The sequence below is a fragment of the Burkholderia sp. Bp8991 genome (genome assembly GCF_003853795.1).
Classification (GTDB): Bacteria; Pseudomonadota; Gammaproteobacteria; order Burkholderiales; family Burkholderiaceae; genus Burkholderia.
Window position 1 is genome coordinate 35738 of the sequence record NZ_QTQJ01000027.1, and the last position, 25149, is coordinate 60886.

General features: G+C 65.2%; 23 protein-coding genes and 2 tRNA genes. 14 read left to right on the forward strand and 11 right to left on the reverse strand.

Translation table 11 applies throughout. The annotated features are described in order from the left end of the window. The first annotated feature begins 8 nt into the window (after positions 1 to 8). The 8 genes from glmM (at position 9) to phoR (ending at position 8518) form a co-directional block, all read left to right on the forward strand. Entirely contained in the window at positions 9 to 1364 is a 1356-nt protein-coding gene (gene glmM, locus DIE02_RS26285) for a phosphoglucosamine mutase (protein WP_044844892.1), read from the forward strand. 454 nt (positions 1365 to 1818) lie between these two features. Next, positions 1819 to 2853: a phosphate ABC transporter substrate-binding protein PstS gene (pstS, locus tag DIE02_RS26295; protein ID WP_124523546.1), complete on the forward strand. Its 1035-nt coding sequence runs from the start codon at positions 1819 to 1821 to the stop codon at positions 2851 to 2853. Positions 2854 to 2947: 94 nt separating this feature from the next. Next, positions 2948 to 3931, forward strand: coding sequence for a phosphate ABC transporter permease PstC (gene pstC / locus DIE02_RS26300; protein WP_124523544.1), 984 nt, complete (start codon positions 2948 to 2950; stop codon positions 3929 to 3931). Further along, the gene (gene pstA, locus DIE02_RS26305; RefSeq protein WP_044844889.1) at positions 3928 to 4821 is read left to right on the forward strand and encodes a phosphate ABC transporter permease PstA; all 894 of its coding nucleotides are present in this window, start codon (positions 3928 to 3930) and stop codon (positions 4819 to 4821) included. The genes pstC and pstA overlap by 4 nt, the downstream gene beginning before the upstream one ends. Before the next feature lie 15 nt (positions 4822 to 4836). After that, a complete protein-coding gene (gene pstB, locus DIE02_RS26310; protein ID WP_124487588.1) occupies positions 4837 to 5685 on the forward strand; it encodes a phosphate ABC transporter ATP-binding protein PstB in 849 nt (282 codons plus the stop codon). Positions 5686 to 5703: 18 nt separating this feature from the next. Next, a complete protein-coding gene (gene phoU / locus DIE02_RS26315) occupies positions 5704 to 6408 on the forward strand; it encodes a phosphate signaling complex protein PhoU (protein WP_044844888.1) in 705 nt (234 codons plus the stop codon). Between the two features lie 31 nt (positions 6409 to 6439). After that, a complete protein-coding gene (gene phoB, locus DIE02_RS26320; RefSeq protein WP_006750313.1) occupies positions 6440 to 7141 on the forward strand; it encodes a phosphate regulon transcriptional regulator PhoB in 702 nt (233 codons plus the stop codon). Between the two features lie 57 nt (positions 7142 to 7198). After that, entirely contained in the window at positions 7199 to 8518 is a 1320-nt protein-coding gene (gene phoR, locus DIE02_RS26325) for a phosphate regulon sensor histidine kinase PhoR (RefSeq protein WP_044844887.1), read from the forward strand. Between the two features lie 115 nt (positions 8519 to 8633). Here phoR and ppk1 read toward each other — a convergent pair whose 3' ends face one another. Then, the gene (gene ppk1, locus DIE02_RS26330; RefSeq protein ID WP_124523542.1) at positions 8634 to 10697 is read right to left on the reverse strand and encodes a polyphosphate kinase 1; all 2064 of its coding nucleotides are present in this window, start codon (positions 10695 to 10697) and stop codon (positions 8634 to 8636) included. A 279-nt stretch (positions 10698 to 10976) separates the two neighbouring features. On the opposite strand from ppk1, the gene ppx reads away from it, so the two are divergent. Next, positions 10977 to 12494 carry an exopolyphosphatase gene (gene ppx / locus DIE02_RS26335; protein ID WP_044844885.1) on the forward strand — a complete coding sequence of 506 codons (1518 nt, stop codon included), beginning with the start codon at positions 10977 to 10979 and terminating at the stop codon, positions 12492 to 12494. 52 nt (positions 12495 to 12546) lie between these two features. Here ppx and DIE02_RS26340 read toward each other — a convergent pair whose 3' ends face one another. Further along, on the reverse strand, positions 12547 to 12996 hold the full coding sequence (locus DIE02_RS26340; protein WP_044844884.1) for a hypothetical protein: 450 nt from the start codon (positions 12994 to 12996) through the stop codon (positions 12547 to 12549). A gap of 154 nt (positions 12997 to 13150) precedes the next feature. Then, a tRNA-Pro gene (locus tag DIE02_RS26345) sits at positions 13151 to 13227 on the reverse strand. 163 nt (positions 13228 to 13390) lie between these two features. Here DIE02_RS26345 and sixA point away from each other — a divergent pair. Both sixA and DIE02_RS26355 read left to right on the forward strand, forming a co-directional pair. Next, positions 13391 to 13852, forward strand: a complete 462-nt coding sequence (gene sixA / locus DIE02_RS26350; protein ID WP_124523540.1) for a phosphohistidine phosphatase SixA — start codon at positions 13391 to 13393, stop codon at positions 13850 to 13852. Positions 13853 to 14011: 159 nt separating this feature from the next. Then, a complete protein-coding gene (locus DIE02_RS26355) occupies positions 14012 to 14818 on the forward strand; it encodes a GNAT family N-acetyltransferase (RefSeq protein WP_044844882.1) in 807 nt (268 codons plus the stop codon). A 208-nt stretch (positions 14819 to 15026) separates the two neighbouring features. On the opposite strand, the gene DIE02_RS35655 is transcribed toward DIE02_RS26355, so the two are convergent. Then, positions 15027 to 15197: a hypothetical protein gene (locus tag DIE02_RS35655; RefSeq protein WP_014897413.1), complete on the reverse strand. Its 171-nt coding sequence runs from the start codon at positions 15195 to 15197 to the stop codon at positions 15027 to 15029. Between the two features lie 135 nt (positions 15198 to 15332). On the opposite strand from DIE02_RS35655, the gene DIE02_RS26360 reads away from it, so the two are divergent. Further along, positions 15333 to 15518, forward strand: a complete 186-nt coding sequence (locus DIE02_RS26360) for a hypothetical protein (RefSeq protein WP_124487592.1) — start codon at positions 15333 to 15335, stop codon at positions 15516 to 15518. A 25-nt stretch (positions 15519 to 15543) separates the two neighbouring features. Here the strand turns inward: DIE02_RS26360 and DIE02_RS26365 are convergent, their stop codons facing one another. From DIE02_RS26365 to DIE02_RS26385, 5 genes are all read right to left on the reverse strand, one after another. Continuing rightward, the gene (locus DIE02_RS26365) at positions 15544 to 16914 is read right to left on the reverse strand and encodes an MATE family efflux transporter (protein ID WP_124487593.1); all 1371 of its coding nucleotides are present in this window, start codon (positions 16912 to 16914) and stop codon (positions 15544 to 15546) included. A gap of 10 nt (positions 16915 to 16924) precedes the next feature. Continuing rightward, the gene (locus tag DIE02_RS26370; protein WP_041491140.1) at positions 16925 to 17251 is read right to left on the reverse strand and encodes a DUF2288 domain-containing protein; all 327 of its coding nucleotides are present in this window, start codon (positions 17249 to 17251) and stop codon (positions 16925 to 16927) included. 83 nt (positions 17252 to 17334) lie between these two features. After that, a complete protein-coding gene (locus DIE02_RS26375; RefSeq protein WP_124529810.1) occupies positions 17335 to 18954 on the reverse strand; it encodes an acyl-CoA synthetase in 1620 nt (539 codons plus the stop codon). Positions 18955 to 19338: 384 nt separating this feature from the next. Then, positions 19339 to 20031 carry a peptidoglycan DD-metalloendopeptidase family protein gene (locus tag DIE02_RS26380; protein ID WP_124487595.1) on the reverse strand — a complete coding sequence of 231 codons (693 nt, stop codon included), beginning with the start codon at positions 20029 to 20031 and terminating at the stop codon, positions 19339 to 19341. A 133-nt stretch (positions 20032 to 20164) separates the two neighbouring features. Continuing rightward, positions 20165 to 21076: an aldose epimerase gene (locus DIE02_RS26385; RefSeq protein WP_124529812.1), complete on the reverse strand. Its 912-nt coding sequence runs from the start codon at positions 21074 to 21076 to the stop codon at positions 20165 to 20167. 487 nt (positions 21077 to 21563) lie between these two features. Here DIE02_RS26385 and DIE02_RS26390 point away from each other — a divergent pair, with 487 nt between their 5' ends. Both DIE02_RS26390 and DIE02_RS26395 read left to right on the forward strand, forming a co-directional pair. Further along, positions 21564 to 22394, forward strand: a complete 831-nt coding sequence (locus DIE02_RS26390) for an undecaprenyl-diphosphate phosphatase (RefSeq protein ID WP_124487597.1) — start codon at positions 21564 to 21566, stop codon at positions 22392 to 22394. A 186-nt stretch (positions 22395 to 22580) separates the two neighbouring features. Beyond that, positions 22581 to 22657 (forward strand) — tRNA-Arg (locus DIE02_RS26395). Positions 22658 to 22925: 268 nt separating this feature from the next. Here DIE02_RS26395 and DIE02_RS36495 read toward each other — a convergent pair. Continuing rightward, on the reverse strand, positions 22926 to 24077 hold the full coding sequence (locus tag DIE02_RS36495) for a YaaC family protein (RefSeq protein WP_124529814.1): 1152 nt from the start codon (positions 24075 to 24077) through the stop codon (positions 22926 to 22928). A gap of 262 nt (positions 24078 to 24339) precedes the next feature. Further along, a complete protein-coding gene (locus DIE02_RS26405; protein ID WP_124529816.1) occupies positions 24340 to 24864 on the reverse strand; it encodes a hypothetical protein in 525 nt (174 codons plus the stop codon). Between the last annotated feature and the right edge of the window lie 285 nt (positions 24865 to 25149).

Genomic DNA, 25149 nt, shown 5'->3' on the forward strand with positions numbered 1-25149 from the left:
GGTTCGCCATGGGACGTCGATATTTCGGCACGGACGGCATTCGCGGCACGGTGGGCGAGGCGCCCATCACGCCTGATTTCGTGTTGCGTCTCGGCTATGCAGCCGGCAAGGTACTGGCCGGTGCGGCCGACGTCGCGGCCGGTGCACGGCCGACGGTACTGATCGGCAAGGACACGCGCGTGTCGGGCTACATGCTCGAGGCCGCGCTCGAGGCCGGCTTCTCGGCGGCCGGCGTCGACGTGATGCTGGCCGGCCCGATGCCGACGCCGGGCGTCGCGTATCTCACGCGCGCGCTGCGCCTGTCGGCCGGCGTCGTGATCAGCGCATCGCACAACCCGTACCAGGACAACGGGATCAAGTTCTTCTCCGCCGACGGCAACAAGCTGCCCGACGAAACGGAAGCCGAAATCGAGGCATGGCTCGACAAGCCGCTCGAATGCGCATCGTCGGACCGGCTCGGCAAGGCGCGCCGCCTCGACGATGCGGCCGGCCGCTACATCGAGTTCTGCAAGAGCACGTTCCCGGCCGCCTACGATCTGCGCGGGCTGAAGCTCGTGATCGATTGCGCGCACGGCGCCGCGTACCAGATCGCGCCGCACGTGTTCCACGAGCTCGGCGCGGACGTGATCCCGGTCGGCGTCGCGCCGAACGGCTTCAACATCAACGACGGGGTCGGCGCGACGGCGCCCGACGCGCTGATGCGCGCGGTGCGGGCGAACCATGCGGACCTCGGCATCGCGCTCGACGGCGATGCGGACCGCCTGCAGGTCGTCGATTCGACCGGCCGGCTGTACAACGGCGACGAGCTGCTCTACGTGCTCGTGAAGGACCGCATCGCGACCGTCGGCAAGGTCGACGGCGCAGTCGGCACGCTGATGACGAACCTCGCGGTCGAAGTCGCGCTGCAGCGTGAGGGCGTCGAGTTCGTGCGCGCGGCGGTCGGCGACCGCTATGTGCTCGAACAGTTGCGCGAGCGCGGCTGGCAGCTCGGCGCGGAAGGCTCGGGCCACATCCTGTCGCTCGACCGCCATTCGACCGGCGACGGCATCGTGTCGGCGCTGCTCGTGCTGGCCGCGCTCAAGCGCAGCGGCCGCACGCTTGCGCAGATGCTCGACGGCGTCACGCTGTTCCCGCAGAAGCTGATCAACGTGCGGATGAAACCGGGTGCCGACTGGAAGGGCAACGCATCGATTCGCGCGGCGATCGACGCGGCCGAAGGCGCGCTGGCCGGTCACGGCCGCGTGCTGATCCGCGCGTCGGGCACCGAGCCCGTGCTGCGCGTGATGGTCGAGGCCCGGCATGCGGCCGACGCGACGCGTCACGCGGAAGCGATCGCCGACGCGGTGCGAGCGGCGACGGCCTGAACCGGCTCGGCGACGGCGCGCGACGGTCCGGCCGTGTGCGCGCCGCCGCCCCGGTGATTCGACATGCGGCGCCTGCGGGCGCCGCAATTCGTCAGACGCAAAGGTTTGCGCTATTAAATAGAGGCCGCTTTCGACGCGGATTTCGTCTGATCAAATAAATCCTCCGTCCCTGAATCGGGACAGCCGCGGCAAGGGGCTTTCCGGCCCGCGCGCGCTGCGATACGATCCGCTCGCAACCCGCATCGGCGGGCGCGGATCTGCCTCTTCCCGACCGGCAATTCTTGCCGCTAATCCCGCCACGCCGCGCTTGTGCGGCTGCCCGAACCGGGCCCGCTACACCCTTTCAACCAGTCATGTTACTGTCACGCCAGTTTCATCGATTGTCACATTATCGTCATGAGGAGCCCCTAACCTTCGCGGTGCCGTAGTCATCCGCTCACACACTGGAGGTCTCATGAAATTGATGCAAACCGCGATTGCCGGCCTGGCTGGCGCGCTTTTCGCAGTCGCCGCGCAAGCTGCCGACATCACGGGCGCAGGCAGCACATTCGCGATGCCGATCTATACGAAATGGGCTGCGGACTACCAGCAGTCCGGCGGCGCGAAGGTGAACTACCAGGGTATCGGCTCGTCGGGCGGCCTGAAGCAGATCGTCGCGAAGACGGTCGATTTTGCCGGTTCGGACGCGCCGCTGAAGGATGAAGAGCTCGCGAAGGAAGGCCTGTTCCAGTTCCCGACGGTGGTCGGCGGCGTGGTGCCGGTGATCAACGTGCCGGGCGTGAAGGCCGGCGAACTGACGCTGTCGGGCCCGGTGCTCGGCGACATCTATCTCGGCAAGATCAAGAAGTGGAACGACCCGGCGATCGCCGCGCTGAACCCGAAGGTCAAGCTGCCGGATACGGACATCGCGGTCGTTCGCCGCGCTGACGGCTCGGGCACGAGCTTCATCTGGACGAACTACCTGTCGAAGGTCAACGACGAATGGAAGTCGAAGATCGGCGAAGGCACGACGGTCAACTGGCCGACGGGTACGGGCGGCAAGGGCAACGACGGCGTCGCGGCGTTCGTGCAGCGCCTGCCGGGCGCGATCGGCTACGTCGAGTGGGCGTACGCGAAGAAGAACAACATGATCTACACGGCCCTGAAGAACTCGACGGGCACGGTGGTCGAGCCGAAGACCGAAACGTTCAAGGCCGCTGCTGCAGGCGCGAACTGGTCGAAGTCGTTCTACCAGATCCTGACGAACCAGCCGGGCAAGGAAGCATGGCCGGTCGTCGGCGCGACGTTCGTGCTGCTGCACGCGAAGCAGGACAAGCCGGAGCAGGGCGCCGAAACGCTGAAGTTCTTCAGCTGGGCGTTCAAGAACGGCGAGAAGGCTGCCGACAGCCTCGACTACATCTCGCTGCCGGCATCGGTCGAGACGGAAATCCGCAAGCAGTGGAAGACGAAGGTGACGGACGCATCGGGCAAGCCGGTCGCCGCAGAGTAAGCCATCCAGCGGTTCGCTGCCCGGTCGTGCCGGCCGGGCAGTGTGTGCGGTAAGGCCGGGCGTTACGGCGCCCGGCGATCCAGAACAGGCGCCCATGTCTGATATTTCGTACACGTCCTCCCGGTCCGATGCCGCGCAGCAACGCGCGCCGAGCCGTCTCGGAGACGTTCTGTTCGGCGGCCTCGCACGGCTCGCCGCGATCGTGACCCTGCTGCTGCTGGGCGGGATCATCGTTTCCCTCATCATTGCGTCGCTGCCGACCATCCAGAAGTTCGGCCTCGGCTTCCTGTGGCAATCCGAGTGGGATCCGAACTCGGATGTCTACGGCGCAGTCGTGCCGATCTACGGCACGATCGTGACGTCGTTGATTGCACTCGTCATCGCGGTGCCGGTCAGCTTCGGCATCGCGCTGTTCCTCACCGAACTGTCGCCCGTGTGGCTGCGCCGCCCGCTCGGCATCGCGATCGAACTGCTCGCCGCGATTCCGTCGATCGTGTACGGCATGTGGGGCCTGCTCGTGTTCGCGCCGATCTTCGCCGAATACTTCCAGAAACCGATCGGCCGTCTCTTCAAGGACGTGTGGGTGCTCGGTCCGCTGACGGCCGGCGCGCCGATCGGCATCGGCATTCTCGCGGCCGGCGTGATCCTCGCGATCATGATCATCCCGTACATCGCATCGGTGATGCGCGACGTGTTCGAAGTCACGCCCGTGCTGCTGAAGGAATCGGCGTACGGGATCGGCTGCACGACGTGGGAAGTGATGTGGAAGGTCGTGCTGCCCTATACGAAGACCGGCGTGATCGGCGGCGTGATGCTCGGCCTCGGCCGCGCGCTCGGCGAAACGATGGCCGTGACCTTCGTGATCGGCAACACGAACCTGCTCGACAGCGTGTCGCTGTTCGCGCCGGGCAACAGCATCACGTCGGCGCTCGCGAACGAATTCGCGGAAGCGCAACCGGGCCTGCATACGTCCGCCCTGATGGAACTGGGCCTGATCCTGTTCGTGATCACGTTCATCGTGCTGTCCATCTCCAAACTGCTGCTGCTTCGTCTCGAGAAGGGAGAGGGCAAGAAATGAGCGAGCCCATCATGAATTTCCCGGGGCCGAACGGCGCCGCGCTCGACGCGATGCGCAACCGCCTGCAGCGCAAGCGCAAGGTGACCAACGCGATCGCGCTGACCGCGTCGCTCGCCGCGATGGCATTCGGCCTGCTGTGGCTCGTGTGGATTCTCTACACGACGGTGCATCTCGGTGTCGGCGGCCTGTCGCTGCAGCTGTTCACCGAATCGACGCCGGCACCGAACACCGAAGGCGGCGGCCTGGCGAACGCGATCGTCGGCAGCCTGCTGCTGTGCGGTTTCGGCACGCTGGTCGGCACGCCGATCGGCATCCTCGCGGGCGTCTATCTCGCCGAATACGGCCAGAAGAACCTGCTGGCGAGCACGATCCGCTTCATCAACGACATCCTGCTGTCGGCGCCGTCGATCGTGATCGGCCTGTTCGTGTACGCGATCGTCGTCGCGAAGTCGGGGCGCTTCTCGGGCTGGGCCGGCGTGATCGCGCTCGCGCTGCTGCAGATCCCGATCGTGATCCGCACGACCGAGAACATGCTGAAGCTCGTGCCGAACGCGCTGCGTGAGGCAGCCGTCGCGCTCGGCACGCCGAAGTGGCGCATGGTGCTGAAGATCACGCTGCGCGCGTCGGTCGGCGGGATCGTGACGGGCGTGCTGCTCGCGGTCGCGCGGATCGCCGGCGAAACGGCGCCGCTGCTGTTCACGGCCTTGTCGAACCAGTTCTTCTCGGTCGACATGAGCCAGCCGATGGCCAACCTGCCCGTCACGATCTACAAGTTCGCGATGAGCCCGTTCGCCGAATGGCAGTCGCTCGCATGGGCGGGCGTGTTCCTGATCACGCTCGGGGTGCTCGGACTCAACATCCTGGCGCGCTCGATCTTCTCGAAAAAGTAACGGCGGAGCAATCCGATGAATATGGCAGAAAGCCACCTGAATCCCGTCGAGCGCACCGCTGCGCCCGCCGGCACGCACGATGCGTCGCATGGCCGTCCGCTGGCGCCGCTGAACGCGAAGATCGAGGTCAACAACCTCAACTTCTTCTACAACAAGTTCCACGCGCTGAAGAACATCAACCTGCGCATTCCCGAAGGGAAGGTGACGGCGTTCATCGGCCCGTCGGGCTGCGGCAAGTCGACGCTCTTGCGCACGTTCAACAAGATGTTCGCGCTCTATCCGGAGCAGCGCGCCGAAGGCGAAATCCTGATGGACGGCGAGAACCTGCTGACCACCAAGCGCGACATCTCGCTGTTGCGTGCGCGGATCGGCATGGTGTTCCAGAAGCCGACCCCGTTCCCGATGTCGATCTACGACAACATCGCGTTCGGCGTGAAGATGTTCGAAAAGCTCACGCGCTCGGAGATGGACGATCGTGTCGAGTGGGCGCTGACGAAGGCCGCGCTGTGGAACGAAGTGAAGGACAAGCTGAACCAGAGCGGCTACGGTCTGTCGGGCGGCCAGCAGCAGCGTCTGTGCATCGCGCGCGGCATCGCGATCCGTCCGGAAGTGCTGCTGCTCGACGAGCCGTGCTCGGCGCTCGACCCGATCTCGACGGGCCGCATCGAGGAACTGATCGCGGAGCTGAAGAGCGACTACACGGTCGTGATCGTCACGCACAACATGCAGCAGGCCGCGCGCTGCTCGGACTTCACGGCCTACATGTACCTGGGCGAGTTGATCGAATTCGGCGAAACCGAAAAGATCTTCATCAAGCCGGTGCGCAAGGAAACGGAAGACTACATCACCGGCCGTTTCGGCTGATGACGGAGAACCACAACCATGTCGGATAAACATCTGTCGAGCCAGTTCGACGCGGACCTGAATGCCGTGTCGTCGAAAGTGCTGGAAATGGGCGGGCTCGTCGAGTCGCAGATCGTCGGCGCGATGCATGCGCTGAACGAATTCGACCGCGATGCGGCCGAGAAGGTGATCGCGGCCGAGGAAACGCTGAACGCGATGGAAGTCGACATCGACCAGGAGTGCGGCAACATCATCGCGCGGAGGCAGCCGGCCGCGCGCGACCTGCGTCTTCTGATGTCGATTTCGAAAACGATTACGAACCTCGAGCGCGCCGGCGACGAGGCCGAGAAGATCGCGAAGCGCGTGCGCCGCCTGATCGAAGAACCGGCCGCGCGTGCGGTGAACATCGCCGAGATCAAGGTGTCGGGCGAGATGGCCGTGACGATCCTGCGCCGCGCGCTCGACGCGTTCGCGCGCCTCGATACGGTGGCGGCCGCGCAGATCGTCAAGGACGACAAGGAAATCGACCTCGAATTCCGCGCGTTCGTGCGCAAGCTCGTGTCGTACATGCAGGAAGATCCGCGCACGATCTCGGTCGGCCTCGAGTATCTGTTCATCGCGAAGGCGATCGAACGGATCGGCGACCACGCGAAGAACATCGCCGAATTCATCATCTACATCGTGAAGGGCACCGACGTGCGGCACCAGCCGCGCGACACGCTCGATCGCGAAGCCAACAGTTAATCGACTCCGTATAGGAAGAACAGAGGTGCCGATGCCCAGCAACATTCTCGTCGTCGAAGATGAGCCAGCGATTTCCGAACTGATCTCGGTGAATCTCCAGCATGCCGGTCACTGCCCGATCCGCGCGTACAACGCGGAGCAGGCGCAGAACCTGATCAGCGACGTGCTGCCCGATCTCGTGCTGCTCGACTGGATGCTGCCGGGCAAGTCCGGCATCGCGTTCGCGCGCGACCTGCGCAACAACGAACGGACCAAGCACATCCCGATCATCATGCTGACCGCGCGCGGCGACGAGCAGGACAAGGTGCTCGGCCTCGAGATCGGCGCGGACGACTACGTGACGAAGCCGTTCTCGCCGAAGGAGCTGATGGCGCGCATCAAGGCCGTGCTGCGCCGCCGCGCGCCGCAGCTGACCGAGGACGTCGTGTCGATCAACGGGCTGCGCCTCGATCCGGCCACGCATCGGGTCGCCGCGCACGGCGACGGCAGCGAGATCAAGCTCGATCTCGGCCCGACCGAATTCCGCCTGCTGCATTTCTTCATGACGCATCCGGAGCGCGTGCACAGCCGCACGCAACTGCTCGACCAGGTCTGGGGCGATCATGTGTTCGTCGAGGAACGCACCGTCGACGTCCATATCAAACGATTGCGCGCGGCCTTGAAACCGGCCGGCTGCGATGCGATGATCGAGACCGTGCGCGGCAGCGGCTACCGGCTCGCCAAGCACGCGTAACGTATCCGGGCATGCCGTGTGCCGCGGCATGCCGTTCATTCTTTCGGACGCTGAATCATGAACATCATCTGGGCGCGCTTTCTGGTGTCGCTCGTGCTGCTCGTGCTGATCAGCGTATTGGTCGGCGTATTCGCCGGCCCGACCGCGGCCCTCGGGTTCGCGGTCGTGATGCTGGTCGCGCAGGGCTTCTTCAGCACCTTCCATACGCAACGCCTGTGGCGTCTGCTCGATGCGCCCGTCTACGGCGAGGTGCCGAGCGCACCGGGCATCTGGGGCGAAATCTACTACCGGCTGCACAAGCTCGCGAAGCAGTGGCATGCGCAGGTGCGCCAGGTCGAGCAGCAGCATTCGCGCTTCATCCAGGCGATCCAGGCGTCGCCGAACGGCGTCGCGATGCTCGACGACCATGACCAGATCGAGTGGTGCAACGCGATCGCCGAGGTGCACTTCGGCCTCGATGCGAAGCGCGACCTGCGCCAGCACATCACGAACCTGGTGCGTCATCCGGAGTTCGTCCGTTACCTGAACGCGCAGCATTACGACGAGACGCTCGTGATGCGCGGGATGGGCGACTCGCGGCAGAACGTGCTGGAAGTGCAGGTGTTCCCGTACGGCGAGAACCGCAAGCTGCTGCTCACGCAGGACATCACGGAGCTCGAGCGGACCGACGCGATGCGGCGCGACTTCGTCGCGAACGTGTCGCACGAACTGAAGACGCCGCTCACCGTGCTGTCGGGCTTCCTCGAGACGATGCGCGAACTGCCGCTGAACGAGGAAGATCGCGCGCGCTATCTCGAGATGATGGAGCAGCAGGCGTCGCGGATGCGGCACATCGTCACCGACCTGCTGGTGCTCGCGAAGCTCGAGGGCGAAAGCAAGCCGCCGATGGATCACGCGATCGACATGCGTGCCGTGTTCGACCATCTGAAGGAAGATGCGCAGACGCTGTCGAACGGGCATCACGAGATCGCGTTCGCGATCGACGAGACGCTCGGCGTGACGGGCGCGCAGACCGAAGTGTTCAGTGCGTTCGCGAATCTCGTGACCAACGCGATCCGCTATACGCCGGACGGCGGCAAGATTTTCGTGTCGTGGCGGCGCGAGGGCGCGCAGGGCGTGTTCTCCGTCACCGACAGCGGCTTCGGCATTCCGGCCGCCGACCTGCCGCGGCTGACCGAACGCTTCTACCGTGTCGACCGCAGCCGCTCGCGCGATACGGGCGGCACGGGGCTCGGCCTCGCGATCGTCAAGCACGTGCTGCAGCGGCACGACTCGCACCTGTACGTGCAGAGCGAGGAAGGGCGCGGCAGCACGTTCACCGCGCGCTTCCCGGGCTCGCGGATCATCGCGATCCGGCCGGCCGCGTTCGAGGCGTGAGCGCGTCACGCGAAGCGGTGCCTCACGTCGGCACCCCGGCGGAATGAAAAAAGCACAGCCCTCGGACTGTGCTTTTTTGCTTGTTACGCGGCACGCGAAACCGCGCGCCGTATGTCTACGAACAGAACTTCGCGAGCAGCCCGAGTTGCGCATTGCGGATCGTCTTGCCCGCGCGCCGCCGGCGGTAGTGGCCGTCGCTGAGCATCTGCCAGGCCGACTGGTTGTCGCCGAGACAGACCGACAGCCCTTCGGCGATCACGCGGCGCTTCAGCTTGCGCTCGCGGATCGGGAACGCGACTTCGACGCGGCGGAACAGGTTGCGGTCCATCCAGTCGGCGCTCGACAGATACACGTCCTCGGCGCCGCCCGCGTGGAAATAGTAGATGCGGTGGTGTTCGAGGAAGCGCCCGACGATCGAGCGCACGGTGATGTTGTCCGACAGCCCCGGCACGCCGGGCTTCAGCGCGCACACGCCGCGCACGATCAGGTCGACCTTCACGCCGGCCTGCGACGCTTCGTACAGCGCGGCGATCACCGACGGCTCCAGCAGCGCGTTCATCTTCGCGACCACGCGCGCGCGCTTGCCGGCGCGTGCATTGTCGATCTCCGCGCGGATCGATTCGATGATGCGCGGATGCAGCGTGAACGGCGACTGCCACAGCTCGTGCAGCGTGAGCTCGCCGCCGATCCCGGTCAGCTGCTGGAACACGTGATGGACGTCCTCGCAGATCTTCTGGTCGGCCGTCATCAGCCCGAAGTCGGTGTAGAGGCGGGCGGTGCGCGGGTGATAGTTGCCGGTGCCGAGGTGCACGTAGCGGCGCAGCGACGCCTTGCCGTTCTGCACGACGCGCCGCACGATCAGCATCATCTTCGCGTGGCACTTGTGGCCGACCACGCCGTACACGACGTGCGCGCCGACGGCTTCGAGCTGCGACGCCCAGTTGATGTTGGTTTCCTCGTCGAAGCGCGCGAGCAGCTCGACGACGACGGTCACTTCCTTGCCGTTGCGCGCGGCTTCCATCAGCGCGTCCATCAGCGGCGAATCGGTGCCGGTGCGATAGATCGTCTGCTTGATCGCGACGACGCTCGGGTCCTTCGCGGCCTGCTGCAGCAGTTCGAGCACCGGCTGGAAGCTCTCGTACGGGTGATGCAGCAGGATGTCGCCGTCGTCGATCGCGTCGAACATCGTCGGCGCGTTCGCGATCGCGGGCGGGATCGATGCGGTGAACGGCGCGAACTTCAGGTCGGGTCGATCGACGAGATCGGGGATCTGCATCAGCCGCACGAGGTTCACGGAGCCGGACACGCGGTAGCAGTCCTTCTCGCCGAGCAGGCTTTCCTCGAGCAGGCGTCGCACGATATGCGTGGGCGTATCGGCCGACACTTCGAGCCGTACCGCATTGCCGAGGTGGCGCGCGGGCAGTTCGCCCTGCAGCGCGACGCGCAGGTTGGTGATTTCGTCCTCGTCGACGAACAGCTCGCTGTTGCGCGTGATGCGGAACTGGTTGCAGCTCTTCACGACCAGTTGCGGGAACAGTTCGCCGACGAAGCGTTGCATGAACGAGCTGAGCAGCACGAAGCCGTGCTCGAAGCCCGACAGCGCCTGCGGCATGCGCACGACGCGCGGCAGCGCGCGCGGCGCCTGCACGATGCCCATCACCGCCTGGCGGCCGAACGCGTCGCGGCCTTCGAGCTCGACGACGAAGTTCAGGCTCTTGTTCAGCACGCGCGGGAACGGATGCGCGGGATCGAGGCCGATCGGCGTCAGCACCGGCAGCAGTTCGTCGAGGAAGTAGCGACGCGCCCATTCGAGCTGCTCGTCGTTCCACGAGTCGCTCGCGTGGAAGTAGATGCCTTCTTGTTCGAGCGCGGGGAGCACGGTTTCGTGCAGCATCGTGTACTGGCGGTGCACGAGCCGCTGCGCGCGCTCGACGACGAGATCGTAAGCGTGCTGCAGCGACATGCCGTCGGGCGTCAGGGCGCCCGGGTTGTCGCGGATCTGTTCCTGGAGGCCGGCCATCCGGACTTCGAAGAACTCGTCGAGGTTGCTGCTGGTGATGCAGATGAAGCGCAGTCGCTCGAGCAACGGAATGTGCGGGTCGGCTGCCTGGGCCAGCACGCGCTCGTTGAAGCCGAGGATGCCGAGTTCACGATTGAGAAGCGGATAGCGGACGGACATCGGCAGAGTAGGGGGTGATTCGGGCGATGATTCGAAAGGACGCTCGGAAACTCTCACGGTACGATGACGTGCTGATGACAATAATGTATTTATATCGGGAAATTCTACGCTTGAACCGATTCGTCTCATAAATGTTTCGGCCATATACTTTCTACCCGAGTACATGCCCGTGAAGCGTGGCAATGGCAAGCGTTCCACGCTTAAAATATCGCCTTTGATTGATCGTCCAGCGAGGCCGGAGCGGCTGCCGCGGGCGAACGCGCACGGAGCCCCCTTCTGATGGTTACATCCCCCCACTTGCTGGCTGCCGTGGATCTCGGCTCGAACAGCTTCCGGCTGATCGTCGGGCGCGTCGAGGAAACGCCGGCGGGCAGCCAGATCTATCCCGTCGATGCGCTGCGCGAGCCGGTTCGACTGGCCGCGGGGCTGTCGAGCGACAAGATGCTCGATCGCGCGTCGCAGGAACGTGGCTGGGAGGCGCTCAAGCGGTTCGGCGAGCGCCTGCGCGATTTCCATCCCGATCATGTGCGCGCGGTGGCGACCAACACGCTGCGCGTCGCGAAGAACGCGGGCGAATTCCTCGGCGAAGCCGAAGCGGCGCTCGGTTTTCCGATAGAAGTGATCGCGGGTCGCGAAGAGGCGCGCCTGATCTATGCGGGTGCCGCGCATTCGGTGCCGGCGAGCGCGGGCAAGCGGCTCGTCGTCGACATCGGCGGCGGCTCGACCGAATTCATCATCGGCTCGCACTACACGCCGCTCGTGATGGAGAGCCTCTACATCGGCTGCGTGAGCCATAGCCGGGCGTTCTTCCCGGCCGGCAACGTCGACGAATACACGATGCGGCAGGCCGAACTCGCGGCCAAGCGCGAGATCCAGATCATTTCCAGCGAGTACAAGAAGGCCGGATGGGACCAGGCGATCGGTTCGTCGGGCACCGCGCGTGCGCTCGCGGAGCTCGTCGAGGCGAACGGCTTCAACGACGCCGGCATCACGCACGGCATTTCGCGCGGCGGGCTCGAACGCCTGAAGCGCGCGCTGATCAAGGCCGAGAACGTGAACCGGCTGAAGCTGATCGCGCTGAAGCCCGATCGCGTGCCGGTGCTTGCCGGCGGCCTCGCGATCATGCTCGCGGTATTCGAGGAACTGGGTGTCGACTACGTCGACACCACCGACGGCGCGCTGCGTCTCGGCGTGCTGTACGACCTGCTCGGCCGGGCCCAGCACGAGGACATGCGTGCGGTGACCGTCGAGGGTTTCACGCGCCGCTACGGCGTCGATCGCGCGCAGGCCGAGCGGATCGCCGCACTGGCGGTGCGGTTCTACGACGAGCTCGAGGCGTCCGACGACGAAGAAGCGCGCGAGGAAGGCCGGATGTTCCTCGGCTGGGCCGCCGCGCTGCACGAGATCGGCCTGTCGATCTCGCACAGCTCGTATCACAAGCATTCCGCGTATATCGCCAGCAACGCCGACATGCCGGGCTTCTCGCGCACCGACCAGGCGCGCCTTGCCGCGCTTGTGCTCGGGCATGCGGGCAAGCTCGGCAAGCTGTCGCAGGCGCGCGACGTCGAATGGCCGCTGCTGTTTTGCCTGCGGCTCGCCGCGCTGCTGTGCCGGCGCCGGACCGATGCCGGGCTGCCGGACATTTCCGTGTCGCAGATGAAGAAGGGCGGGTATGAAGTGCGCCTGCCGAGCGCATGGGTCGAGCAGAACCCGTTGACCGACTACAGCCTCAGCCAGGAAGCGGCCGAGTGGGAGAAGGTCGGGATTCCGTATCGCGTGGTTTATACGGGCGCGTAACGAGACGCTACCGAGGGCGCGGAGCCCTCGCGCCGCTTGCCTCGCGGCGTGCTCAGTCGGAGCATACGATCGCGGTCAGGAACGGGAACGCCTGCTTGACGGTGGCGTCGCTGCCGGCATTGCGAACGGCCTGTTCGACTGCACTCTTCGTGCCGCGTACCACGACGCCGTACGCCCATTTGCCGATCGGCGTGCCGTCGCCCGGCTGGAAGATCGGATCGTTCGCCTGGTAGCCGAGCACGACGTAGACGCCGAAGCCGTAGGCGGTCAGCGGATGGTTCGTGCGGAACGCGTTCACCGAATTCGCTTCGACGTGCATCGGCTCTGACTGGATGTCGCCGGCCGCGAGCAGCGGCGCGACGAACTTGTGGCCGTTCGAATGGCAGTCGAGCGCGTCGTCGAGCGACTTGGCCGACGCGGCGCCGGACGCGCCGAGGGTGCCGAATGCGCCGATTGCGAGCAGCGCGCCGAGCAGGGCGGTCTTGAAAACTTGGTTTTTCATGCGCGGTTGCGGGTTGGGTCGCGGACATTATCGCGTGTTCCCGCAAGATTCGTGCGCGGGCTCTGCATGGGGCGGCAGCGGTTGAGAAGGCGCACGGCGGAGCAAACGAAAAAGGGCTGCAAGCGCGATGGCTTGCAACCCTTATCGTGTATCGTGGTCGGAGCGAAAGGATTCGAACCTTCGACCCTCTGATCCCAAATCAGATGCGCTACCAGGCTGCGCTACGCTCCGACGAGCCAAAGATTCTATCGTCTAATGGGTGGCCGGGTCAATCACGTTTTGCATACGGCGCACATCATCACGAACCGCTCACGATTGGCGACAATTCGAAGTGTGATCGTCCGGCCCGCGGGTGGTCGGCCGAACCATTCGTCGAAGCATGGAAGGAGACATCATGATGAACCTGATCCTGTGGCGCCACGCCGAAGCCGAAGACTACGCGGCAAACGACCTCGCACGCCAGTTGACGGCCCGCGGGCGCAAGGAAGCGCAGGCCATGGCCAAATGGCTGCGCAGCCGGCTCGAGTCGAACAGCGTGATCCTCGCGAGCCCGGCGGCGCGCACCGTGCAGACGGTCGAGGCGCTGACCGACCAGTACCGGACCGTCGATGCGCTCGCGCCGGGCGGTAGCGTCGACGACGTGCTGGCCGCCGCCGGCTGGCCGGACGGCATCGCGCCGACGGTCGTGATCGTCGGACACCAGCCGACGCTCGGCAGCGTCGCGGCGCAATTGATGGCCGGCAACGACGACAGCTGGAGCATCAAGAAGGGCGGCATCGTGTGGCTCACGAGCCGCACGCGCGACGGCAACCATCAGGCCGTACTGCGCGCGGTACTGACGCCGGAGCTGGCCTGAAGGGGTTTGCGGGCTTTGATCATACGGTTTCGCAAGCTTTCTGCTAAAGTCAATTCGGCGACACGTCATTGAAAGGACACGGTCGTGCCACAGAACGGTAACGACCGGTTACTACATTGGCTGGCATGTCGTCCTATTCCTTACGATCAGGAAAGCCTAATGCGAGAACTGCCGACGCCTACGCTCCCTTTTGCCTCGCTTCCCCTCGACACGACGCGGCGCCACCTGCCGCGCGCTGCTGAAACCGTCACATCCGAGTACCGTCTGCGTGCCGCCTGGGCGCGCACGGAAGACGAACTGCGCGAGGCCCAACGCCTGCGCTACACCGTGTTCGCCGAAGAGATGGGCGCGCAGGTCAGCGGTCCGTCCGGTCTCGACGTCGATCCGTTCGATGCCTACTGCGACCATCTGCTGGTGCGCGATCTCGACACGCTGAAGGTGGTCGGTACGTACCGCGTGCTGCCGCCGCACGAGGCCGCTCGGGTCGGCCGCCTGTATGCCGAGGGCGAATTCGACCTGTCGCGCCTCACGCACCTGCGCGGCAAGATGGTCGAGGTCGGCCGCTCGTGCGTGCACAGCGACTACCGCAGCGGCGCCGTCATCATGGCGCTGTGGGGCGGTCTCGGCGCATACATGATGCAAAACGGCTACGAGACGATGCTCGGCTGCGCGAGCGTATCGATGGCCGACGGCGGCCATTACGCGGCGAACCTGTATCAGTCGCTGCCGGCGAACGCGCTGACGGCGCCGGAATACCGTGCGTTCCCGCATACGGCGCTGCCGGTCGACGAACTGCAGACGGGCACCGTCGTCGCGCCGCCGCCGCTGATCAAGGGCTATCTGCGTCTCGGCGCGAAGATTTGCGGCGCGCCGGCGTGGGATCCCGATTTCAACTGCGCGGACTTCCTCACGCTGTTCCGGCTGTCGGACATCAACGCCCGCTACGCCCGGCACTTCCTGGGCTGAGCCATCCCGATCGCGGCGCGCTGCTCCAGGCGCGCGCAAGCGAACGCCGTCGCGCGGCAGGTTGTCGCGCGATGGCGTTCGACCATTCCGAGGATGTTGTCTTATCAGACCCTGTTAATTCGAGCGATATGCGCCGACCACCGTGCGGGTGGGTGCACGTTCGGAGCGGGCCCCGCGCGCGGCGGCCCGGACGACACGGCGGGCTTGCCTAGTGCTTGCGCCGCCAGTCGAGCAGATGGTGTTCGGCCATCCAGTGATGGATCATCCCTTCGCCGCCATGGTTGCGCTTGTATTCGCGCGACTCGAAATAGGACAGGGCGACGAGCACCATCAGGCCGATGAACAGGCCGATCAGGCCGGCAATCTCTTCAGACGACATGGCTGCCTCCTTTCAACGGCACAGCGCCATGGATTCATATTAGGACACGCGCGGGACGATCCCTAACCCGGAATTCCGCTAGACTCGGCGCGGTCCTGGCGCGCGATGGGCGCGCCGTTTTACGGAGCCTTCCCGATGACCCGTTTCATGCTGGCCGTGCTGGCCGCGTCCATTCTTGCCGGCTGTGCCAGCGATCCCCGCCAGGCCCGTCGCGGCCACCCGCCACAAGATCCGGCCGATTACCACGGTGTGCCGACCGACATGACGCCGCCGTCGATGCTCGGCGAGCCGGCGCCGTCGGCACCCGCAGCCGTGCAGTGACGATGGCGGCAGGCCTTCGCGGCCGTCAGGTGCCGGCCGCGGCTGCGTCGGCGCCGATTCGCCGCGTCAGCGCCGGCAGGTAGCGCGCGAGCGTCGCGCCGCGCGCGACCATGAACAGCAGCAGCGCGAACCACAGCCCGTGATTGCCGAACGGGCCGACGGCCGCCAGCGTCGCGGCGATGAAGATCGCGAACGACGCGACCATCGCACGCATCAGCGATTGCGTCTGCGTCGCGCCGATGAACACGCCGTCGAGCAGGAATCCCCACACGGACACGATCGGCGAGACTGCCGCCCAGGGCAGGTAGCGCAGCGCGACCGCGCGGATTTCGGCCTGGTCGGTCAGCCGCGCGACGATCCAGCCGCCCGCGACCCAGTAGACGAGCGCGAACAGCAGCGCGCCGAGCGCGGACCACAGCAGCGTGACGCGCACGGCCTGCCGGAAGGCGGCGCGGTCGCGCGCGCCGGCGGCGGCGCCGACGAGCGCCTCGGCCGCATGCGCGAAACCGTCGAGTCCATAGGCCATGAAGGTCTGGAAATTCAGTAGCAGTGCGTTGGCCGCGAGCGTCGCGTCGCCCTGTCTGGCGCCGAGATGCGCGAACCAGCCGAACGCGCCGAGCAGGCACAGCGTGCGCAGGAAGATGTCGCGATTGAGCGCGATCAGCCGCTTGAGTGCCGTACGGTCCGCGAGCGCCCGCGCGGCCAGTGGCGCGAGGCCGCGCGGCCGCAGCCGCCACAGCATCCAGGCGCCGAGCGCGAAGCCGCATGCGTCGGCGGTCGCGGTCGCCGCACCGATTCCGGCGATGCCCCAGCCGAAGCCGTACACGTAGAGCAGCACGGCCCCGATATTCACCGCGTTGATGAAGACCTGCGCGACGAGCGCGAGCCGTACGCGTTGCACGCCGAGCAGGTAGCCGAGCACGACGTAGTTGGCGAGCGCGAACGGCGCGCTCCAGATCCGTGCGTGGCCATAGGCCAGCGCCGTCGTGCGCACGGCCTCGCTGCCGCCCAGCGCGGTCAGCGCGAACGACAGCAGCGGCACCTGCAGCGCGAGCACGGCGGTGCCGAGCGCGAACGCGACGATCAGCGCGCGCAGCACGTTCAGCCGGATGCCGGCGGCGTCGCCGGCGCCGTGCGCCTGCGCGACGAGGCCGGTCGTGCCCATGCGCAGGAAGCCGAAGCCCCAGAACACGAAATTGAAGAACAGCCCGCCGAGTGCGACGCCGCCGAGATACTGGGCGCCGTCGAGGTGGCCGGCGACGGCCGTGTCGACCGCGCCGAGGATCGGCTGGGTCAGGTTCGCGAGGACGATCGGGAAGGCGAGCGCAAGGACGCGCCGGTGCGAGACGGCGGCCGACCCGGTGCCGGCCCCGTGCGGTAATGCGGATTCGGACATGGCGAACGCGTCAGGCGCGTTCCTGCACGCAGACCCACGGCGACACGACGACCGCCCACAGCTCCGGATTGCGCGCCGCGAAGTCGGCGGCGGTTTCCGCCGGCATGCGTGCGACGAGGCCGGACGACAGCCAGCGCGTGACCTGTTGCGCGTCGTCGCCGGCGATCGCTTCCGCGACGCTCACGAGATCGAGATCGCGTGCAACCGATAGCAGCTTGCCCTGTGCGAAGAAGCGCTCGAGATCGCACCAGTCGATCTTGGCGGTTTCGCCGAGGAGTTTGGCGTAAAGCGGGCTGTGCGACGCGCCCGCGGCGGATTCGTGTTGGTCGGAGGACATCGGTTGTGTGCTGGAAAGACTGCGTGGCGCCACTATAAACCATCCGGGCGCGCGGCCGGCCGCCCGGTACGGCCACGACCGTATCAAGCGTCGCGCAACGCGCGCCGCACGATCTTGCCGGTCGGCGTCATCGGCAGGCCGTCGACGAACGCGATCGCGCGCGGGTACTCGTGCGCGGCCAGGCGCGTGCGCACGTGCGCCTGCAGCGCCTGCACGAGCGCATCGTCGCAGACGTGGCCGGGGTTCAGCACGACGAACGCCTTGACGATCTCGGTGCGCGTCGGGTCGGGCACGCCGACGACGGCCGCCATGCGTACCGCCGGATGCGTGAGCAGGCAGTCCTCGATCGGCCCCGGGCCGATCCGGTAGCCGGCGCTCGTGATCACGTCGTCGTCGCGGCCGACGAAGCGCACGAAGCCGTCGGCGTCGATCGTGCCGGTGTCGCCGGTGAGCAGGTAGTCGCCCGCGAACTTGTCGCGCGTGGCGGCGGGATTGCGCCAGTATTCGATAAACATCACCGGGTCGGGGCGGCGCACCGCGATGCGCCCCTCGACGCCGGGCGGCAGCGGCATGCCGTGCTCGTCGACGATCGCGACCACGTGGCCGGGCACGGCCTTGCCGATCGCACCGGGCTGCGCATCGAACAGCGCCGCGCACGACGACAGCACCATGTTGCATTCGGTCTGTCCGTAGAACTCGTTGATCGTCACGCCGAGCGCGTCGCGCCCCCAGGCCGTCAGCCCGGCGCCGAGGGATTCTCCACCGCTCGCGACCGATTTCAGCGCCAGCGCGTGGCGCTCGCGCGGCGCCGGCACCGCGCGCATCAGCTTCAGCGCGGTGGGCGGCAGGAACGCGTGGGTCACGCCGTGCCGCGCCATCAGCGCGAACGCGGCTTCGCCGTCGAACTTCTCGAAGCGGCGCGCCAGCACGGGCACGCCGTGATGCCATGACGGCAGCAGCACGTCGAGCAGCCCGCCGATCCATGCCCAGTCGGCGGGCGTCCAGAACAGGCGTGCGTCGCGCGGGAAGCATTGCTGCGACATCTCGACGCCCGGCAGATGGCCCAGCAGCACGCGATGCGCATGGAGCGCGCCTTTCGGCTTGCCGGTCGTCCCGGACGTGTAGATGATCACCGCCGGATCGTCGGCCGCGGTGTCCGCCGGCACGAAGTCCGGCGATTCGGCGGCGAGCGCGGCGTCGAAGCGCTGCACGCCGGGGGCGTCGGGTGCATCGTCGCCGATGCAGTAGCACGTGCGCAGCATCGGCAGTTGCGCGCGCAGCGACGCGATCTTCGCGTAACCGGCTGCGTCGGTGACGAGCGCGGCGGCTTCGCTGTTCGCGAGCCGGTATTCGAGTGCGTCGGCGCCGAACAGCGTGAACAGCGGCACCGCGATCGCGCCGAGCTTGTACGCGGCGAGATGCGCGATCGCTGTTTCCGGACCCTGTGCGAGGAAGATCGCGATCCGGTCGCCGCGTTGCAAACCTGCCCGCGCGAGGCTGTTCGCGAAACGGTTAGAAGCATTCTTCAGGTCGTCGAACGTGAGGCGCGACACGTCGCCTTGCGCCGTTTCGTGGATCAGCGCGAGCCGTCCGCTGCCGTCGGCCCACTTGTCGCAGACGTCCACGCCGATGTTGTAACGGGCCGGAACGTCCCACCGGAAGCGGGCGAGCAGGTCGTCGTAGCGGTCGGCGGCGGGCAGCATGCGAGTCTCCTTGGCGTCGATCGTCGGCATCGGTCGATAGATTACATCGGCATTTCACGCGACCGAAACCACAATGGCGTCTGATAGATAGGGAATGTGCGGACTCGTGCAACGGGTGCGGCTCAGTGCACGATTCCGTCATGACGCATAAGATCACGACAAAACAGTGATATGACCATGGATTTGCTTCTGATAGCTGCGGGGTTCAGCCTCTTCGGAATCGGGGCGCTGGTGGCGTTCGCCAGCCGTGTCGATCCGCTGTCCGGCCGGTTCACCGGCCGTCTGCGCAAGCGCTGACACAACCTTCCCGTTCTCCCTCGCGACGACATGCGATGCGTGCCGGCATCGCGTGTCGTCCGTCGTCTGCCGTCGACGCTGGCGCGCTCAGCGCGCCGGCAGGTAGCGTGCCGGATCGATCGAGCGGCCACCGTAGCGCAGCTCGAAGTGCAGCGCGGTGCGATCGCTGTCGCTGTTGCCCATCTCCGCGATCGTCTGCCCCTGCGTGACCGGCTGGCCTTCCTTCACGAGCAGCGCGCGGTTGTGCGCGTAGGCCGTCAGGTAATCGGCGTTGTGCTTGAGGATGATCAGGTTGCCGTAGCCGCGCAATCCGTTGCCCGCATAGACGACGGTGCCCGGCGCGGCGGCCAGCACCGGCGTGCCCGCAGCGTTCGCGATATCGATGCCCTTGGATTTCGAGCCGTCGAAGCTGCGCACCACGTTGCCGGCGGCCGGCCAGATCAGTGCGATGCTGGTGGCCGGCTTGACCGCCGATTCGACCGGCGCGGAAGGCGCGGGGCGGCTGCGGCCCGCGCTGCCGGTGCCGGTGGTCGACGCCGTCGTCGTGCCGGGCGGCGGCGCGACCCGCAGCACCTGGCCGACTTCGATCGCGTCGGGGTTCGTGATCTGGTTCCAGCGCACGATGTTGGCCGTCGACGTGCGATTCTCGCGCGCGATCTTGTAGAGCGTGTCGCCGCGCTCGACGCGGTAGTAACCCGGGCCGACGGGAGCGGAGCCGCACGCGACGAGCAGCGCGGCGCAGGCGGCCGCGAAGAGCCGCTTCGTTGTTGTTCCGATCATTGAACCTCGCAAAACCCTGCCGCGCGCGACGCGGCAGGCGATACAAAACGTCCGATTTTAACGGGTTCGACCCGCGCACCGCAGTTTCGGGCCGCGGGCGCGGCCGGCGCGCACCGGTTCGGCGCGGCCGGTGTCAGCCGGCGAGCGGCAGCACGCGAATCCGCAGCGTGGCCGTTTCCGTCGCGCCCGGCGCGAGCGTGCGCAGCCCGAGGCCGTTGTGGATCGCGTCTGGCAGGCCGAGCCAAGGCTCGACGCAGTAGAAGTCCGATTCCGGTTTTTCCGTCCAGGTCGTGACTGCGTACCACGGGATCGAGCCCGGTACGTCGAGCGCGATCTCGATCGTGCGGCGGCGGCCCGGCATCACGATGCGTACCGGCGCGGACGGCGCGCCGTCGAGACAGTGGAAGCGGTCGAGGATGTCCGGATCGCCGAGGTTGTACGACGCTGCGCCGGGCTCGAGCGGGCTGATCGAGCCGTCGGCGCGCTGCATGCAGCGGCGCGTCGGCGGCAGCTCGAGCGTGGTTTCTGCACGTTCGCCGTGCGGCAGCGCGAAATAGAAATGATGGCCCGCGTAGTAGGGCAGCGGCGTGTCGCCGCGATTGGTCGTGGTGAGTGCGACGTCGAGCGTGTGCGCATCGGCGAGCCGGTAGGTCGTCTCGAACCGGAAATCGAACGGATAGCTGTCGCGCAGCGCGTCGTTCGCGTCGAGCGTCATCGACAGCGCGGCGCCGTCGGCCGACGGCCGTGCCGCGAACGGCAGGTCGCGCGCGAAGCCGTGCATCGGCAGGTCGCGGACCACGCCGGCGGCATCGCGCCAGCGGCCCAGTTCACCGTCGACGCGATGGCGGCCGAGGAACGGAAACAGCAGCGGATTGCCGCCGCGCACGCGCGCGAGGTTGCTCCAGTCGGCCGCGTCCGGCCAGAAGATGACCGGCTCGCCGTCGACGTGCCACGACAGCAGGCGGCCGCCGAATTGCGGGGCGACCCGGACGAGCGACGGGCCGGCGTGGAGTTCATGAATGTCGTGCTGCTGGAAGATCGGCATGGCGAATCGGTATGAACGGGTGGGCGGGGTGCGCGATGGCGCGCTCCATTATCGGGTTGCGAGGCGGTCGGGGAAAACCCTTCTCGGGGAAATTGCGAGTTTTTCAACCTGCCGACGGTCTGGATAATGCCTCTAAACCGGTGATGTTGCCGGGTCATGACACTTCGTGGAGGGGGCCATGGATCTGGCAATGGCAATGGGAATCGCACTGTTCGGCATGTTCACCGGCAGCACGGTATTGTTTTTCTATCAGCTCGGCCGCTGACGGCAATTTCTGCCGGAATCGCAAGGCCCGCCATGCAAATGGCGGGCTTTTTGCTTTCTGCGTGCTTACAAATTGCAAGCGTTTGTGTGCATTGCCGCAATAAGCTGCCAAATGCCTTGGCGCGGTAATCTTGGCTGGGCATAATCGGGGCGCGTTTTTTTCGGACGCGCGTTGCGTCGTCCGCTCTTCTTCCCGACTGATCATCACCAAAAGGACCGACGCGTGAGTCTCTGGTTTCTGGTATTCCTGAGCGTCCTGCAGGGCGTTACCGAACTCTTCCCCGTCAGCAGTCTCGGCCACACGCTGCTCGTGCCCGCGCTGTTCGGCATGCACATCGACAAGCATGCGCCGCAGTTGCTGCCGTTCCTCGTCGCGCTGCACCTCGGCACCGCGCTCGCGCTGCTGTGGTATTTCCGTGCACGCTGGATCGCGCTGATCAGCGGCTTCTTCGCGCAGCTCGGCGGCCGCAAGAACGACGACGGGCACCTGATGTGGGCGCTGATCATCGGCACGATCCCGACCGGGATCGTCGGCCTGCTGCTCGAGAAGCGCATCGAGCGCGTGTTCCACGACCTGCGGATCGTCGCGATCGCGCTGATCATCAACGGCGTGCTGCTGTGGATCGGCGACCGGATCCAGCGCAGCCGTGCGCATCAACCGCCCGAGAAGATGACGTTCAAGCAGGCGTTCTTCGTGGGCCTGGCGCAGATCGGCGCGCTGATTCCGGGTTTCTCGCGCAGCGGGCTGACGATGATCGCCGGCAACGTGGCCGGGCTGACGGCGGAGAAGGCCGCGGAGTTTTCGTTCCTGCTCGGCACGCCGATCATTTTTGCCGCGGGCGTGCTCGAACTGCCGAAGCTGTTCCATGCGCGCGACCAGCTCGCCGATGCGCTGCTCGGCGGCGTGCTGACGGCGATCGCGGCTTATCTGAGCGTACGGTTCCTGATGCGCTATTTCGAAGGGCGCGGGCGCCTGGCTTCGTTCGGCGTGTATTGCGTGATTGCCGGGGTGTTTTGCCTCGGGTGGTTCATGCTGCATCCGCAGCCGGTTTGAGGGGCGCGGTGCCGCCGGTCGCGCGTCGCGCGTGATGTGACGCGATGATCGGGTATAATTTCGGGCTCGGCTTCATGCCGGGCCCGTTTCGTTTCGGGGCTTCGAGTTTTGGGTTGTGGTGGTGGTGCTCGAAGCCTTTCGCGTGAAATGCGGTCCGGGTTTTGTCGCCGTGTCTTTTCCCCTCGACCGCCCTTAGCTCAGTTGGATAGAGCAACGGCCTTCTAAGCCGTAGGTCACACGTTCGAATCGTGTAGGGCGGGCCAGAATTCCTCGCTTATTCAAGCGCTTACAATTTCACTCACGCCGCTTGGTTGAGGTCAAAATCCACTCCCGCTGTGGCGAGAGTGTGGCGGGATTCTACCGGCTACAACCGACGAGTGGGTACTACAGCAATGCAGTGCGTGAATCCAGTCCGGCCGAGTTGCTATGGTTGGCCCCCTGCGCGGCATCAAGCGTCTACCTTGATTGAAGGTCGCGAGTTCGGAGCGTGATCCAGCGGAGTCTGAACATCAAGTCCATCACTGCAATTCGCTATTTTGCGGGGACAAGATAGCATCGTGTCAACTCGCTTGCAGCAAGAAGTGGTGCGCGTTCAAATGCGACTTCAGTTAGTCTGTCGATAGTCAATGCGAGAGGGGAGCTTGTTTCGATATGATTTAACCATTTGTCTGGAAAATATCGGGCGAAGTTTCCGGTAATATGTAATGCGATGTAGATTAACCCATACTCGTTGAGTGAGCTTGCGCGAGTCGAGAACCATGCGTTGTCGACATCGGTGCATATGGCCCACGGAAGCTGAACTGGTAAGTATGGCGTCAGTGGAAATTTCAAGCTAAAGCCGTTCTGAAACTCTATTACATTGACGTGGTGAAGTCCCCGTGGCCCAAATGTTATCAAATTTGTAAAGGCGTCCATTGCTTCGCTTCGTGATGGATGAGCAGTAATGGTTATTTCTGGTTCGTTCGAATTCTCCTCTAGCTCTGCACTGCATGTTGCTCGAATCAGTGTCGGTGAGACGCCGTATGCTACGAGTATTTCTATCATTTCTGGTAGGCCTTGCAGTACTTCGAGGAGGTTGATCCCCCTGAGCGGAATTGGATCCGGTTCGGCGTCGGTCCCGCCCATGAGTGCTGCCGGGCCATGTGTTTGCGTGCCATTACTGCGAAAGATCCGAGTTAGCGTTCCTATGACTGGTTGTTCGCGGCTAGACCGACGCCAAACCTCAAATGTGCCTCGGGCCGATCCATCCGGGGCAGTTTGTGGCTTAGCTTTCAATGTGGACGCGGATTCCTCAAGACTCATCTCGGAGGATATGGTTCCAGTGATCGATAGCTGGAGGCCATGACAACCGTGAAGCTCTCGCAGTTTTTCCAGGCGGCTATCCGCATTTTGCTTGAACAGAATTTCACATAACGCTAGAGACATAACGGAGTAGTACAACAACACTGGCCGCGTTGCGAGGCTCACAGTTTGTGCAGCCTCGTAGTATTCCCGTGCTTGCATTAGACATTGTCGGATTTGAATTGCCTGCTTCTTCGCATTCGCTCGATGCCGTTCTGGAAGCGCGTGTAACCCCATTATTTCCCGAGTGACTACCTCAACGTTTTGAAATTGGGCGAGGCGGCCCCATGCGTATTTGGCTACGTCGGTAGCTCGAAACGTTGTGCATTGTTTGATTATCATTTGACAGCCTTGTCTTGTTTTTGGTTAGCGTGGCACACGGTATGCCTATTAATGGCCTTGCTCGGCGCGGTCGAAATCTACGGCCCTCCCCCCACGGGGAATCGCAATGCTAATGTTCTCAATTATGCCGCCGATCCACCAAACTGCCGCGCCAAAATTGACGGGGATTTCTGCGCGGACTTACGCCGCCCGCTCGCCCCCGTGCGCCCCCGTGCGCCCGCGTGTGCCTTTGTCCGACGGATAATGTCCGTCTGGGCCAACGTCATTTGGTTGACTTGGCAAAGCCAGCGAACGCATCGCGGATGTCCTTCGGGATCGAAGCGCGTGACGACGGCAAGTTGATAGCTAGCACGGCCGTAACGTTTCGCAGGCGATCCGCCAGCGTGCGCAGTTCTTCGAGACTGAAGGATTGCGTTGCGAATTCTCCGCCAACCCGCTGCTTGACGAAGTTGCTGATGGACGGCAGCCCCTCTGCACCTGTGCCCCATTGCCAATGCACGAACTTGTTGCGTTGCTGAGTAAGTTTGTCGAATTCAGTCAACGAATTACGCACGGATTCGTCGGCATCTGGATCATCTGATGGGAAGTGTTCGATAAACGCCTTGATGATGCGCGGCATGTGACCGATCTTCACTTGCCCGTGCTCTTGAATGATGCGTAGCCTGTCGGCGTCGATCCCACTGTAATCCATGAAAGCGGCGTGGATCAGTGCTTCGCCGTGCGCGTGGGCAGTCACAACGTCGCCAAGGGCGCGCAGACGCGCTTCGTATTCTTCTGAATGGTTCATAGTCGTCCTCTTTGTCAGGCCGCATCTTACCTCTGCCATCGCAGCATCGCGCCCGCACTGGTAGGTGGCGAGCGGGGCTGCTCATGGATCGTAATGGTGTACATCATCGATCCACGGATGGAAGCGTCTTAGGTTGGATCGAAATGGTTGTGGGCAGCACGCCAGGATGGCTGCTCGGCCGACGACTTTCGCGGCTACATGGGCAGGATCGAGTCGGCGGCCCCGTGCTGGTTGGGCGAGACGCCGCTGTCGTCGCAGCGCAAGTACCTGCTGAAGCAGACCGCG

Coding starts and splice junctions, on each gene's coding strand:
- phoB (WP_006750313.1), top strand. CDS start 6,440: ATGCCCAGCAACATTCTCGTCGTCGAAGATGAGCCAGCGATTTCCGAA.
- DIE02_RS26385 (WP_124529812.1), bottom strand. CDS start 21,076: ATGCCGATCTTCCAGCAGCACGACATTCATGAACTCCACGCCGGCCCG.
- phoR (WP_044844887.1), top strand. CDS start 7,199: ATGAACATCATCTGGGCGCGCTTTCTGGTGTCGCTCGTGCTGCTCGTG.
- DIE02_RS26355 (WP_044844882.1), top strand. CDS start 14,012: ATGCGAGAACTGCCGACGCCTACGCTCCCTTTTGCCTCGCTTCCCCTC.
- DIE02_RS35655 (WP_014897413.1), bottom strand. CDS start 15,197: ATGTCGTCTGAAGAGATTGCCGGCCTGATCGGCCTGTTCATCGGCCTG.
- DIE02_RS26375 (WP_124529810.1), bottom strand. CDS start 18,954: ATGCTGCCCGCCGCCGACCGCTACGACGACCTGCTCGCCCGCTTCCGG.
- DIE02_RS26365 (WP_124487593.1), bottom strand. CDS start 16,914: ATGTCCGAATCCGCATTACCGCACGGGGCCGGCACCGGGTCGGCCGCC.
- pstS (WP_124523546.1), top strand. CDS start 1,819: ATGAAATTGATGCAAACCGCGATTGCCGGCCTGGCTGGCGCGCTTTTC.
- pstA (WP_044844889.1), top strand. CDS start 3,928: ATGAGCGAGCCCATCATGAATTTCCCGGGGCCGAACGGCGCCGCGCTC.
- ppk1 (WP_124523542.1), bottom strand. CDS start 10,697: ATGTCCGTCCGCTATCCGCTTCTCAATCGTGAACTCGGCATCCTCGGC.
- ppx (WP_044844885.1), top strand. CDS start 10,977: ATGGTTACATCCCCCCACTTGCTGGCTGCCGTGGATCTCGGCTCGAAC.
- pstC (WP_124523544.1), top strand. CDS start 2,948: ATGTCTGATATTTCGTACACGTCCTCCCGGTCCGATGCCGCGCAGCAA.
- DIE02_RS26360 (WP_124487592.1), top strand. CDS start 15,333: ATGACCCGTTTCATGCTGGCCGTGCTGGCCGCGTCCATTCTTGCCGGC.
- sixA (WP_124523540.1), top strand. CDS start 13,391: ATGATGAACCTGATCCTGTGGCGCCACGCCGAAGCCGAAGACTACGCG.
- phoU (WP_044844888.1), top strand. CDS start 5,704: ATGTCGGATAAACATCTGTCGAGCCAGTTCGACGCGGACCTGAATGCC.
- DIE02_RS26340 (WP_044844884.1), bottom strand. CDS start 12,996: ATGAAAAACCAAGTTTTCAAGACCGCCCTGCTCGGCGCGCTGCTCGCA.
- glmM (WP_044844892.1), top strand. CDS start 9: ATGGGACGTCGATATTTCGGCACGGACGGCATTCGCGGCACGGTGGGC.
- pstB (WP_124487588.1), top strand. CDS start 4,837: ATGAATATGGCAGAAAGCCACCTGAATCCCGTCGAGCGCACCGCTGCG.
- DIE02_RS26405 (WP_124529816.1), bottom strand. CDS start 24,864: ATGAACCATTCAGAAGAATACGAAGCGCGTCTGCGCGCCCTTGGCGAC.
- DIE02_RS26380 (WP_124487595.1), bottom strand. CDS start 20,031: ATGATCGGAACAACAACGAAGCGGCTCTTCGCGGCCGCCTGCGCCGCG.
- DIE02_RS36495 (WP_124529814.1), bottom strand. CDS start 24,077: ATGATAATCAAACAATGCACAACGTTTCGAGCTACCGACGTAGCCAAA.
- DIE02_RS26370 (WP_041491140.1), bottom strand. CDS start 17,251: ATGTCCTCCGACCAACACGAATCCGCCGCGGGCGCGTCGCACAGCCCG.